This window comes from Vibrio xiamenensis, from assembly GCF_900100015.1.
Lineage (GTDB): Bacteria > Pseudomonadota > Gammaproteobacteria > Enterobacterales > Vibrionaceae > Vibrio > Vibrio xiamenensis.
In genome coordinates this window covers 87,590-99,764 of sequence record NZ_FNDD01000002.1, presented here as the reverse complement: position 1 = coordinate 99,764, position 12,175 = coordinate 87,590, and the positions used below count along the sequence as shown (strand labels likewise).

At 44.9% G+C, this 12,175-nt stretch carries 12 protein-coding genes; 6 read left to right on the top strand and 6 right to left on the bottom strand.

Going from position 1 to position 12,175, the window contains the following annotated elements; translation table 11 throughout:
• Positions 1–53: 53 nt before the first annotated feature.
• Genes BLS03_RS02150 through dinG form a run of 5 tightly spaced genes read right to left on the bottom strand, consistent with a single transcriptional unit; the run spans position 54 to position 4,856 of the window.
• A complete protein-coding gene (locus BLS03_RS02150; RefSeq protein WP_093269022.1) occupies positions 54–1,208 on the bottom strand; it encodes a ribosomal protein uL16 3-hydroxylase in 1,155 nt (384 codons plus the stop codon).
• Positions 1,209–1,400 (bottom strand): pleiotropic regulatory protein RsmS, encoded by a 192-nt coding sequence (gene rsmS / locus BLS03_RS02145; protein WP_093269019.1) that lies wholly within the window; start codon positions 1,398–1,400, stop codon positions 1,209–1,211.
• Positions 1,401–1,402: 2 nt separating this feature from the next.
• Entirely contained in the window at positions 1,403–1,951 is a 549-nt protein-coding gene (locus BLS03_RS02140; RefSeq protein ID WP_093269016.1) for a primosomal replication protein, read from the bottom strand.
• On the bottom strand, positions 1,948–2,727 hold the full coding sequence (locus BLS03_RS02135; RefSeq protein ID WP_093269013.1) for a sulfite exporter TauE/SafE family protein: 780 nt from the start codon (positions 2,725–2,727) through the stop codon (positions 1,948–1,950). The genes BLS03_RS02140 and BLS03_RS02135 overlap by 4 nt, the downstream gene beginning before the upstream one ends.
• Before the next feature lie 53 nt (positions 2,728–2,780).
• The gene (gene dinG / locus BLS03_RS02130; protein WP_093269009.1) at positions 2,781–4,856 is read right to left on the bottom strand and encodes an ATP-dependent DNA helicase DinG; all 2,076 of its coding nucleotides are present in this window, start codon (positions 4,854–4,856) and stop codon (positions 2,781–2,783) included.
• 512 nt (positions 4,857–5,368) lie between these two features.
• Between dinG and BLS03_RS02125 the strand changes: the two genes are divergently transcribed.
• Both BLS03_RS02125 and BLS03_RS02120 read left to right on the top strand, forming a co-directional pair.
• Positions 5,369–6,331 carry a porin gene (locus BLS03_RS02125; RefSeq protein ID WP_093269006.1) on the top strand — a complete coding sequence of 321 codons (963 nt, stop codon included), beginning with the start codon at positions 5,369–5,371 and terminating at the stop codon, positions 6,329–6,331.
• Between the two features lie 72 nt (positions 6,332–6,403).
• The gene (locus tag BLS03_RS02120) at positions 6,404–7,024 is read left to right on the top strand and encodes a DUF2057 family protein (protein WP_093269002.1); all 621 of its coding nucleotides are present in this window, start codon (positions 6,404–6,406) and stop codon (positions 7,022–7,024) included.
• A gap of 50 nt (positions 7,025–7,074) precedes the next feature.
• Here BLS03_RS02120 and bioA read toward each other — a convergent pair whose 3' ends face one another.
• Positions 7,075–8,358 carry an adenosylmethionine--8-amino-7-oxononanoate transaminase gene (bioA, locus tag BLS03_RS02115; RefSeq protein ID WP_093268999.1) on the bottom strand — a complete coding sequence of 428 codons (1,284 nt, stop codon included), beginning with the start codon at positions 8,356–8,358 and terminating at the stop codon, positions 7,075–7,077.
• Positions 8,359–8,469: 111 nt separating this feature from the next.
• Here bioA and bioB point away from each other — a divergent pair, with 111 nt between their 5' ends.
• Genes bioB through bioD form a run of 4 tightly spaced genes read left to right on the top strand, consistent with a single transcriptional unit; the run spans position 8,470 to position 12,143 of the window.
• Positions 8,470–9,522: a biotin synthase BioB gene (gene bioB, locus BLS03_RS02110; RefSeq protein ID WP_093268996.1), complete on the top strand. Its 1,053-nt coding sequence runs from the start codon at positions 8,470–8,472 to the stop codon at positions 9,520–9,522.
• Positions 9,509–10,660 carry an 8-amino-7-oxononanoate synthase gene (bioF, locus tag BLS03_RS02105; RefSeq protein ID WP_093268993.1) on the top strand — a complete coding sequence of 384 codons (1,152 nt, stop codon included), beginning with the start codon at positions 9,509–9,511 and terminating at the stop codon, positions 10,658–10,660. The genes bioB and bioF overlap by 14 nt, the downstream gene beginning before the upstream one ends.
• Positions 10,657–11,463 (top strand): malonyl-ACP O-methyltransferase BioC, encoded by an 807-nt coding sequence (gene bioC / locus BLS03_RS02100; protein WP_245696542.1) that lies wholly within the window; start codon positions 10,657–10,659, stop codon positions 11,461–11,463. Before bioF ends, bioC begins: the two co-directional genes overlap by 4 nt.
• Entirely contained in the window at positions 11,460–12,143 is a 684-nt protein-coding gene (gene bioD / locus BLS03_RS02095; protein WP_093268990.1) for a dethiobiotin synthase, read from the top strand. The genes bioC and bioD overlap by 4 nt, the downstream gene beginning before the upstream one ends.
• The last annotated feature ends 32 nt before the right edge of the window (positions 12,144–12,175 follow it).

Genomic DNA, 12,175 nt, shown 5'->3' with positions numbered 1-12,175 from the left:
ACAGGTAAAAAATAAGCCGCAGAAAGCGGCTTATTTTTTCTCAAAGCAGGGGCTTAATACTGCTCTTCAACATCGAAATACCAATAACCTTTGTTGACGAGAGAGGTAATCAGTTGCCACTGCTCACCACTCGGTGACTTTGGCAGTTGATTCAGTGATATTTGCTCATGGTTGCACAGTGTCGTCAGCAGCGCTGAAGACTCGGGTTCCACCTCAAAGCGCTCACCATTAATGTACGCGACGTGTTCAGCACCTTGATGGTATAAGCTCTTGAGCCCGGGTACTTTATAAAGACATTCGCCTTGAAATAAAAATTGCTGGATATCTTGCTCGCTCAATGGTTGTGATGGGGCAATGATATTAAGTTGGTGACGAGATTGACTCAGCATTGCACCGATAAACTCTTGCACACAATGTTCATCATTGAGCGCTTTACGCAGCATGTCGTTTAAACTGGCTAAATCGCTATGGCGAATTTCAGCGAAATTATGCTGCGGTAACATCTCTGGTTTATGTAAATGTTCGTCACCAATATCGTGCGCTAGCACGTAATCGGCAAAGTTACTCAGCAGTTCTTGCTCTTTTGGTGAGCGATAACCAATCGAGTAGCTTAGGCTCGCTTCAAGGGTATCGCCTTGATGAGGAAAACCTGGCGGAATATACAAAATATCCCCAGGTTCTAATATTTCATCAATCTCGGCATCGAACGATTCAATTTGCCTTAGAGCGCCACCTTGGATGACCTCTTGATATTGGCCATGATCTTTGGCTCCCACGCGCCAACGTCGTTTCCCTTGACCTTGAATGATGAAAACGTCGTATTGATCAATATGTGGGCCGACACCGCCTCCCGGTGCACTGTAGCAAACCATCACGTCATCAAATAACCATTGCGGCAGTGACTTAAATGGCGCCATCAACTCGCTTGGTCCTGCATGCCAGTGATTCGCTGCTTGAATCACAAGTTGCCAGTGGGTTTCGGGCAATTCGGTGAATAAGCTTTCTTCCAGTGGTCCATGGATAGCCTTCCATTGACCATCTAAGTTACTAATAAAGCGTGAATCGATCTCTTGCTCTAAGCTCAGCCCAGCAAGTTCATCGGCGCTAATCGGGTCTTCAAAATTGATGAATCCTTGCTTAATCACCAGCGGCTTTTTTTGCCAAACCTGCTGCATAAAGGTCGTCATATCAAAGCTCAGTTGGTACATCTAGCGATTTTCCTCAGTCAATTGACGTTTTAGATCAGTTTTTACAATTTCTAATGCAGACAGTGCAGTTTCAACCGGAATTTTATTGCTTTCAAGAAGATAGATTAGGTCAACGGCAAGTTTGATATCATCAGGGGCATTCTCAAGGGAATGCGTGGCTTGGTTAGGCTTGTCTGGCGTGAAGGTCGACATGACTACTGATTTCGCTCTCGGTAAGTGATTTGATTTTCTAGTTTGAGTTTAGCGGCTTGGCAGCGTTTTAGGCGCTGCTCGGTTGCAAATAATGCTTTTTGCGCGGCCTGCTGCTCGCTGAAGCTGGAATGGGCGACCAGATATTCTTTCTCTCGAACCATATCTTTTAATCGTCGCTCCCAATCTTGATGTTGGGCGAGTTCTTGGTAGAGGGTGTTGATCGGCTTTCGGTAATAGCTCGAGTGCTTAGGTTCATTGCCGCGAATAGTGGTGGTGGCCAGCTCTCTTTGGATTGCATTAAGCTGGGCAAAAAGACGCTCGGTAAGGTACTCAGCGCGAGCCGACGTTAACAGGCCGTTTTGTTTTTCTCGGTTGATGGCATCAAAGGTCGAAATGGCTTCTTTTACACAAGGGGTTAATAAGCGAGATTGACCACGGAACAATCGTTCATCAAATAGTGGCTGGTGGTGCTCACCGCGACGTCTATCCAGTTCAGCTGCTTGTTGTTCAAGCTGCTCGAAGGTGACTTTTAGCTGATTAAAATCTTTCATAGATTGATAAACCACGCTTGGTAAGCCAGTTTGATGGCAAGAATACTCACGACAGTGACAAATACTGGACGAATAAATTTCGCGCCAAAGCGAATGGCTGAATGTGCGCCGACAAAAGCTCCGGCCATCAAGCAAAATCCCATGGTTAAGCCTAATGTCCAATCGATATGACCGAGCAGCGCAAAGGTCACGAGCGATGTTAGATTGCTGGTAAAGTTCATTGCTTTCGACAAGCCAGACGCAAGCAAAATATTTAATCGATACAGCGCCATGGAGCTCACTGTCCAAAATGCTCCGGTGCCAGGTCCGGCGAGACCGTCATAAAAACCAATCGCGAAACCTTGAGTGTATTGCTTTTTATGGAATTTAGCACATTGTGGCGGTAGGGAATTATGCTGCGATGCCGAAGGTTTATGAAAAACGGTGTACATGGCTGCCGCCAGAATGATCAGCGGTAGAATCTTTTCAAGCCAAGCGGTACTGATGGCATCGACGAATAACGTACCAAGCGTTGCACCAATCAGGGTTGAAACGAAAGCGCGGTACCAATTCTTGGGTTCAAACAGCTTGTTTTTATAATAAGTAAATGCGGCTGTCGATGAGGCAAAGGTGGCGGCCAGTTTATTGGTTCCCAGTGCTAAATGAGGGGGTAACCCCATCGACAATAGGGTAGGCACGGTGAGCATACCCCCGCCTCCAGCGACCGCGTCAATGAATCCTGCAATAAAGGCGACTAGGGCCAGCACCAACAGCAGTGTTGGCTCAAACATCTCCATAAATCTTTCTTCTACTTTTTATTTGTTGGTATCAAACGCTGGGTGTTGATGCCCTAGTGTTCAATATGACGTTTAAACGGCGGCAGAGAGTCGAGCAGGGATTTGCCGTACCTTTTACTGATTAGGCGCCTATCAAGGATGATGACTCTACCAGAATCTTTCTCCTTACGCAGCAGACGACCGACCGATTGGATCAACTTTTTACTCGCCTCGGGCACCGCAATTTGCATGAAAGGATTGCCACCTTTGGCTTGAATATACTCTGAGTGCGCCTGTTCCACGGGTGAAGTAGGCACCGCAAACGGGATTTTTGTAATGATTAAGTTTTCTAGTAGTTCTCCGGGAAGATCTAAACCTTCGGAGAAGCTACCAGTGCCAAATAAAATACTAGTTTTGTGGTTTTTTATAAGTTTTTTATGTTTATTTATAATTTCTGTTCGAGATGATTCGCCTTGAATTTGCAAGCACCAGCCTTTTTTGGTGAATTCCATCGACAAGGCTTTCGCGACTTGGTTCATTTGCCAATAAGACGCGAACAGAACGAGATTGGCTTTGTTTTCTGCCATCAAATTAGGCAAACGCTCAATAAGGTGGTCGGTAAATTCTGGCATTTGAGGCTCGTAAGCCATCTTTGGTACATAGAGCTCAGCCTGCTGCTGATAATCAAAAGGGGAAGCCAAAGCGAGAAATTGTACGCCATCGTCAGGTTTGTCGCTGATGCCCGTCTGGCGACAGAAAAAACTGAACGAATTCAGGGCTCGAATCGTGGCTGACACTAACACCGCGCCAACGCATCGACTCCAAATTTGTTGATCAAGCTGCCAGCCCACTTCGAGCGGTGAAACATTGACAACAAAGTCACCTTCACGCTCATCGCTCACTTCGAGCCAGCGTGCCAGTGGGGCGCCTTTTTCGGGCTGAGGTTGGGCCATGAGCTGCCAAACCTGGGCTAAGTTTTCAGTACGCTGAATGTAAAAACTCAGCTCAGCAAGAGCGGGTTCTGCTAATCGGCTCGCAATTTCTCCGTCTTTGACCCGCTCTGCAATAAGGTCGGCAATTTTGGCGACCGCGAGACAAGCTTTACTGGATAGCTGTTTTAGTTGTTTGGATTCTTGTTCTAACCACTCTGGAAGTTCGCCGTGTTCAAAACGGTAGGTTTTATCCACGAATTCAGATGCGTGAAATCGTTGGCTTAGCTGGCTTAAAGCGGGTATCAGCTCCTGCGCCGCATTTTGCAGCTCATTTCTAAACCGAGCTACGCGCTTTTCATCGGCTAAGTTTGCCAGTTTTGTCACAGATTGGTTGAGCTTCTCGAGCCAAGATGCTGCGCCTTTTAAACTGGCTGCTGCTGATGCGTGGTCACGAGCCACTTGTGGGAGATGATGCGCTTCATCAAACACATAAATAGTGTTATCTGGCTCAGGCAAAATAACACCGCCACCTAAGCTAATATCCGACATGACCAGGCTGTGGTTAGCAATAATGACATCGACTTTATCCAGTTCAGAGCGCGCTTTTTGAAACGGGCAACTACGGTGGGCATGCAATGAACCGTTGCAACTGTGCTTGTCGCTCACAATCAGTCGCCAAAGTTCTTCGCTGATAGGCCGTGGCCACGAATCCCTATCACCATCCCATTTCCCCTGCTGCAATTTCTCATATAGCGTTTTTAACAGTTCAATATCTTTGGCTTTAGGTTTGGTTTCAAACATCGCGAGTTGTCCACCATCAACCCCGGATGCCGCCGCCATTTTTTCACTGCAGCAATAGCGCTGGCGACCTTTTGCCAACAAAAAACTGAATTCAAAATCGGTAAGACGACGGTAAAGAGGCAAGTCTTTATTAATCAGCTGTTCTTGCAAAGCAACGGTCGCGGTAGAAATGACGATTTTACGATTGTTAAAACGCGCAACAGGGATAGTCGCCATCAAATAGGACAGGGATTTGCCAATTCCGGTCCCCGCTTCCGCAACGATCATGCGATTACGCTTGTGGTAGCTACCGCATAAGGTTTTGGCGATTTCCGCTACCAGATAATTCTGCGCTCGACGCGGAATAAAATTTTCGAGTTGATGCTGAAGGTTTTGATAACTATTGCGGATGGCTTGTTGAACTTTACTGGTGGTCATGCGGGGCCCCTAACATAAGTGCCGCGATGTTAGCACAGTTTGCTAAAACGTACCTAGCTCACGAAACAGAATCCTTTTGTTTCAAAGGGAGATCGAGTTCACAAAAAAAAACTGAACCCTCAACGAAATGGATTAAATTCTAAATGTGAAAAATATATAACTCTAGAAAGCCACTTCTAATAGATTAAAATTCTAATATTTTTGTTTTTTTATGCTTTTTCAGGAATAAATATCGGCTGGACTCTAAGTTAGGGAATGGGGATAAACTTTTGTTCCGGTTAGATCTTGGTCGAAAAAAATACAACTAATAATGTAACTATATGATTAATATTTATTTTTTTATTTTTTTAGATGTTTTTTTACAATATTTGACAGTTAGGTGAATATTCTGCAATCTTAGCTGCAGATTTGTTGAGGGCGGCTTCTAATCTAACTGGTTGAGTCACCATCAAAAAACATAAAGGGAACCGGATAAGGAATTCCCATACAATAGAAAAGGCAGTGGATTAATTATGAAAAAAACGCTATTAGCTATCGTAGTAGCTGCAACAGCAGCAACATCTGTAAATGCAGCTGAAATCTTGAAAACAGATACAGCTTCTGTTGATTTCTGGGGTCAAATTCGTGAAGAACTTCGTCAGAAGAAAGAAGATGCTGATGTAACTCTAAAATCTGGCTCATCTCGCGCTGGCGTTGACGCGCGTTATGCAGCTTCTGATGCTTACGATGTTTTCGGTTCTATCGAATTTAACATCGGTGATACCGATAGCGATAACTTCATGCGCAAGCACTATGTAGGTATCGACGCTCATGAATACGGTAAAGTTTCTGTAGGTCTAAACAGCATTCTTTCAGATGATGTTTGGGGTGCAGAAAACTCAAAGTTTGGTGGTGCTAGCGTACTTCCAGAAAGTGGCGGTAATTATGTTGGTTGGTTGCAGCAAGGTATGATCAAGTATGAAGTCGAAAGTGATTCAGCTTGGTTTAAACTTGCTTATTCAGCAGATAACAGCAGTGCAGACTATGCTGGTGGTGATATCGGTGCTGATTTATCAACGACTGAAGCTTTCGCAGGTACTTCATTCGGCGCTATTTCTGTGTATGGTGGTGGTGGTATTTACAACATCGACGGTGGCGATGATATCAAACATGGCATGATTACCGTTGCTTACGACGCTGATAATTGGAACATCGGTACTACTTACTGGCACTCTAAAAATGATGCGTTAGATCTATCTTCTGACTCTATCGTTGTAGCTGGTAGCGCAAAAGTTGCAGATAAAACTTCTGTATACGGTGGTTACGAATTTATTAAAGACTTCAGTACTGAAGGCAACGATTATAACAACGTATACGCTGGTGTTGAATACAAACTCGCTAGTTGGGCACGCACCTATGCAGAATACGCTACCCATACTCAAACCGAAAGTACAGATGATAGCTACTGGGGTGTAGGCGTTCGCGTTTACTGGTAATCAGTTGCTTAGTTGTTAAAATAAACCCAGCTTCGGCTGGGTTTATTATTTTATAAAGAATGGAAAATTGTGATGTTATCTAGAATTGTTAGTGCTTGTGCGTTATCTGCCTTGGTGTCCTTCTCTGCATTGGCAAGTGTTGAGCTAGAGATACCAGACAACGTAAGTGTTTACGTGGTTAATCAAGACAATCCAGAATTTGATAGTAATTTTTTAGGTGGAGATAAAACATTATCGCTCTCTAATGGTGTGAATCAGATTCTTTTCCAATATATTCCTGCATTTGTTGACCGTGATAATGCCACTAAGGTCTACGGTCAATATATAGTGGCGAAATTTGATGCGGCAGATACCACATTAACGTTTGATTTGCCGAATTATCGTAATGCTCGTCAAGCCAACGCTGAAATCGATAAGTTGAAGTGGGCGCTTAAAAACTCTGCGGGGCAATCTATTCCTGTGGTCGAAGATACTTTAAGTATTCGTGGTGTGACTTTGGGACGTGATTATATTCGTGATATTGAAAAATATAATCAAAGTGGGGGTAAGGCATCACTTAATATGGTGACGTCGTCTAAGACTTTTTCTCAATCACCTCAAGTCCAACAAACATTGGATACCTTTAAGCAGCAATACTTAAAATTGAATGAACAAGAACGTAAAGCCTTCTTGCAATGGGCCGTATCACAGTAATTCAATGACTGAATAAATAAAAAGCGAGCTTTAGGCTCGCTTTTTTGCACTTAATGCACCAGTAAATTGTCGCTTTGAATAATCGCGGACTCTATAGCATTAACAAGTTGAGTAATGTGTTTTCGATTACTGATAAAAGGCGGCATCATATATATCAACTTGCCAAATGGACGAATCCATACCCCTTGCGCGACAAAATGCTGTTGGATTAATGCTATATCAACGGGTTTATGCAACTCTATCACGCCAATCGCGCCAAGCCAGCGTGTATCTTTGACCTCTTCATATTGATTAAGCTTAGGTAGCAACTGTGCAAACCAAGTTTCAATTTGGCGAGTTTGTTGCTGCCATTGATTGGTTTGCAATAAGGCTAAACTCTGATTTGCGACTGCGCAGGCGAGTGGGTTAGCCATAAACGTCGGTCCATGCATAAAGCAACCCGCTTCACCAGAGCAGACAGTATCAGCGACATGCTTGGTGGTAAGCGTTGCCGCTAAAGTCATATAGCCGCCAGTCAGAGCTTTACCCACACACATGATATCCGGTTGAATATTGGCATGCTCGCAGGCAAACAGTTTGCCTGTACGTCCAAATCCAGTCGCGATTTCATCGACAATGAGCAGCACATTATATCGGTCACACAGTTTTCGCACTTGGCGTAAATATTCTGGGTGGTAGATACGCATCCCTCCCGCACCTTGGACAATAGGTTCAAGGATCACCGCTGCAATTTCTGATTGATGCATGTCCAGCTTGGCAGCAAAGCTGTCGATATCCGAAGGCTGCCAAGTTTGCCAAAAGCCAGTTTGAGGCGAATCCGCAAAGTGATGCTCTGGGAGAAAACCTTTATACAGTTTGTGCATTGAATTATCAGGGTCGGTGACTGACATGGCGGCAAATGTATCGCCGTGATAGCCATGTTTGAGTGTCAAGAATTGACTTCGATTTTCCCCTTTTGCTTGCCAATATTGCAGTGCCATTTTCAACGCTACTTCAACGGATACGGAGCCGGAATCTGCTAGAAACACTTTGCTTAAATTATTTGGCACCAGAGATAACAATCGCTCACAAAGCTCAATCGCAGGTTGGTGAGTGATCCCGCCAAACATCACATGGGACATTTTGTCGATTTGTTCATGAGCAGCCTGATTAAGCAGCGGATGGTTATAACCATGAATGGCTGCCCACCAGGAAGACATACCGTCGACAAGCGTCTTGCCATTTTCAAGCTTCAGGTACACGCCTTGCGCTGAGACTATCGGATAACACGGAAGAGGCGACAGTGTTGACGTATACGGATGCCAAATATGGTTTAAGTCGAAATCGAGATTCATGCCTAAATAATATCCAATTGTAAACTTGTTAAAAATCACAGTGTTGACAGTGTAGCGATAACGAATAGACTAGCCAAGCCATATTCATAAAATAAATCGCAAGGAATCAGTGTGGAAATACGTCACGATTGGACAAAGCAGCAAGTCGCAGAGTTACTCAATAAGCCATTTATGGATCTGTTGTTCGAAGCTCAACAAGTACACCGTCAGCACCAGCAGCACAATTACGTACAAGTAAGCACTTTACTTTCAATAAAAACCGGTGCCTGCCCAGAAGATTGTAAATATTGCCCCCAAAGTGCTCGTTACACCACAGATATAGAAAAAGAGCGTTTAATGGATGTTGAGCGTGTACTCGATGCGGCGCAAAAGGCAAAACAAGCGGGTTCGACACGTTTTTGTATGGGTGCGGCGTGGAAAAATCCTAAGCAGCGTGACATGCCATATCTGACCGAGATGATCAAAGGCGTCAAAGCGATGGGGCTTGAAACATGTATGACGCTTGGAATGCTATCGCCTGAGCAAGCCAAGCTCCTTGCAGACGCAGGGTTGGATTTCTATAACCATAATCTTGATACCTCGCCTGAGTTTTACGGCAACATTATTACAACGCGGACCTATCAAGACCGGCTCGATACGCTGAGCCATGTGCGCGATGCGGGGATGAAAATTTGTTCTGGTGGCATTATCGGTATGGGCGAAAGTGCGAATGACAGAGCGGGCTTATTAGTCGAGTTAGCCAATCTGCCCGTGCATCCGGAAAGTGTGCCAATCAATATGTTGGTAAAAGTGAAGGGTACGCCGCTGGAAAATGTCGACGATGTTGATGCATTTGATTTTGTTCGTTTGATAGCCGTGGCTCGCATCATGATGCCAGGTTCGGCGGTCAGGCTTTCTGCTGGGCGCGAAAATATGAACGAGCAAATGCAAGCCCTGTGTTTTATGGCAGGAGCCAATTCCATTTTTTATGGCTGTAAATTGCTTACCACACCGAATCCGTCGGAAGATAAAGACATGCAGTTGTTTAAAAAACTGGGGATTAATAGTACTGAGATAACTCAAAAGCCAGATCAAATCCAAGAAACCGAACTGCTTGACCGTGTTGCGTTGCAAGTCGCCTCTCGTCCAACCAAAGATGATCTGTTTTACGATGCAAGCATTTAATCAGCGTATTGAACAAACTTTGCAAACTCGGATTAATCAAGGGTTAGACCGCCAGTTGCGCTGTGTTGAAGGCGGTAATCAGCTGATGATTTGTCGTGATAATCAGCAGTGGGTGAACTTCGCCAGTAACAATTATCTGGGGCTCGCCAATGATGACAAGGTAGTACTAGCGTGGCAACAAGGATTGCGTCTATTTGGTGCCGGCAGTGGTGCCTCTCCGCTTGTAACGGGTCATAGTACTGCACATCAAATGCTTGAAGATAAGCTGTGTGATTGGCTTGGTTTTGAAAGGGCGATTTTATTTAACTCTGGGTTTAGCGCTAATCAAGCACTGCTGTTTTCACTACTGGAAAAGGGTGATGTGGTTTTTCAAGATAAGCTTAATCACGCATCGTTAATTGAAGCGGCCATGCTGTCACCCGCGACATTAAAGCGTTTTGCGCATAATGACGTTGAGGACCTTAGCCGAAAGCTTGCCAACGTAGATGCATCATCTCTCGTCGTGACCGAAGGCGTGTTTAGTATGGATGGCGACGTGGCGCCGCTAAAAGATATCGCGCAGATTCAAGGTAATGCCTTATTTGCGGTTGATGATGCTCATGGTATCGGCGTTTTGGGCGAAAAGGGTGGAGGAAGTTGTCAAGCCGCGGGAGTGAAACCCAATTTTCTGGTGGTCACATTTGGCAAAGCGCTTGGTATCAGTGGTGCGGCAATTATGTGCGATGCGACAGCGGGCGATTATTTGACTCAAATGGCGCGCCATTTTGTTTATTCGACGGCGATGCCTCCGGCTCAGGCTTATGCATTGACTCAGGCAATTAATCAGGTTCAACACGATGATTGGCGGCGCACTAAGCTTGATGAATTGAGTGATTACTATGAGCAGAGTATGTGTCATTTACCGGGTTTTCGCAGTACACCGACAGCAATAAAACCCTTTATTATTGGCGATAGCGCGCGAGCGCTTGATTGCGCCAAGTTTTTAAGTCAGCACGGCATTTGGCTCAGTGCGATCCGCGCGCCAACAGTTGCCCGTCATCAAGCCAGGTTGCGAATCACATTAACGGCATTACATGAACAATCGCATATCGATCAATTAGCGGAACATGTCGAGCAATGGCTAGAGGTGAGTGCATGATAGCGAATTCAATGCAACACACTATCGGTTGCGCCAGTGATAAAAGTGCCATTCGCCAAGCGTTTAGCAAGGCGGCTAACACTTATGATCAACATGCCGAGTTTCAGCGTCAAGTCGGACATCTACTTCTAGAAAAGTTACCCTGTAATCTTTCGGGGAAAGTGATTGTCGACCTTGGCTGTGGCACCGGATATTTCTCTCAGCAACTACTCGCTAGAGGGGCTGAAGTGATATGTGTCGATATCTCGCCTCAGATGCTATTAAAAGCACAGCAGCGCTGCGGGAACGCCAATATACATTATGTGTGTATGGACGCTGAATCTCTTTGTTTGCCTGCAAAGAGTGTTGACTATGTATTTTCCAGTTTGGCACTTCAGTGGTGCCATAGGCTTGAAACACCTTTTGCCCAAATTCGTCGAGTATTAAAGCCAAACGGGCAAGCATTGTTTGCCACTTTGATGGAAGGTTCTCTTCATGAATTGAAAACGGCATGGCGAAAAGTTGACCAATATCAACATGTTAATCATTTCCACTCACACATTCAGGTAAAAATTGCTTTAGCTCAAGCTGAATGTGAGCGCTATCACTTAAACTGGCCGAATATCACGATGTGGTATCCGTCTGCCTTTGAATTGATGCGAGATCTTAAAGGCATTGGAGCCAACCATGTTTCAGGTCGGGCGAGTGGATTAACCGGTCGTCGAACGTTGCTTGAGTTAGAGCAAGCTTATCAAGAAGTTAGAAATGATAAGGGGCTTTTGCCTGCCACTTATCATCTATGTTTAGGGGTTATTTACCGATGATTGATGCATTTTTTATAGCGGGAACCGATACCGATGTCGGCAAAACGGTAGCGTCCAAGGCGATATTGCAAGCGTTAGCAGAAAAAGATTTAAAAACCGTCGGTTACAAACCTATCGCTGCTGGTAGCGAATTGGTGGAAGGTGAGCTGAAAAATTCTGATGCACTGCATTTACAATCGGTCGCCACCGTTGCGTGTGATTATCAAGACATCAATCCTTACACATTAAAATTACCGACTTCGCCACATATCGCTGCGCGAGCCGAAGGCGCAAAGATTGATTTTCAACTTCTGAGTGACAAATTGGCCCGTAATAAAGCGGTCAGTGATGTGGTGTTAGTAGAAGGGGCGGGTGGTTGGCGAGTACCTGTTTCAGACTCTGACTATCTTTCAAGCTGGGTAAAACACGAAAAGTTACCTGTGGTGCTTGTGGTGGGTATCAAGCTTGGTTGTCTGAATCATGCGTTATTAACAGCGGAAGCGATTGAAGCGGATGGTTTAAACATCGTGGGTTGGGTGGCGAACAGAATTAACCCAGGCACGGAACATTACGCGGATATTATCGCCATGTTGGAGCAAAAAATTGCAGCCCCAAAAATTGGTGAAATTCCTTATGTACCAAGCGCGAAACGTAAAGATTTGGGGAAATTCATCCATATCGATGCGTTACTTGAACAATGATAAAAGGGCTGCCCAATGGCAGCCCTTTTATT

Bases quoted from the DNA above. Each gene is read 5' to 3' on its own strand.
- BLS03_RS02150 (WP_093269022.1), bottom strand. From the start codon at position 1,208: ATGTACCAACTGAGCTTTGATATGACGACCTTTATGCAGCAGGTTTGG.
- rsmS (WP_093269019.1), bottom strand. From the start codon at position 1,400: ATGTCGACCTTCACGCCAGACAAGCCTAACCAAGCCACGCATTCCCTT.
- BLS03_RS02140 (WP_093269016.1), bottom strand. From the start codon at position 1,951: ATGAAAGATTTTAATCAGCTAAAAGTCACCTTCGAGCAGCTTGAACAA.
- BLS03_RS02135 (WP_093269013.1), bottom strand. From the start codon at position 2,727: ATGGAGATGTTTGAGCCAACACTGCTGTTGGTGCTGGCCCTAGTCGCC.
- dinG (WP_093269009.1), bottom strand. From the start codon at position 4,856: ATGACCACCAGTAAAGTTCAACAAGCCATCCGCAATAGTTATCAAAAC.
- BLS03_RS02125 (WP_093269006.1), top strand. From the start codon at position 5,369: ATGAAAAAAACGCTATTAGCTATCGTAGTAGCTGCAACAGCAGCAACA.
- BLS03_RS02120 (WP_093269002.1), top strand. From the start codon at position 6,404: ATGTTATCTAGAATTGTTAGTGCTTGTGCGTTATCTGCCTTGGTGTCC.
- bioA (WP_093268999.1), bottom strand. From the start codon at position 8,358: ATGAATCTCGATTTCGACTTAAACCATATTTGGCATCCGTATACGTCA.
- bioF (WP_093268993.1), top strand. From the start codon at position 9,509: ATGCAAGCATTTAATCAGCGTATTGAACAAACTTTGCAAACTCGGATT.
- bioC (WP_245696542.1), top strand. From the start codon at position 10,657: ATGATAGCGAATTCAATGCAACACACTATCGGTTGCGCCAGTGATAAA.
- bioD (WP_093268990.1), top strand. From the start codon at position 11,460: ATGATTGATGCATTTTTTATAGCGGGAACCGATACCGATGTCGGCAAA.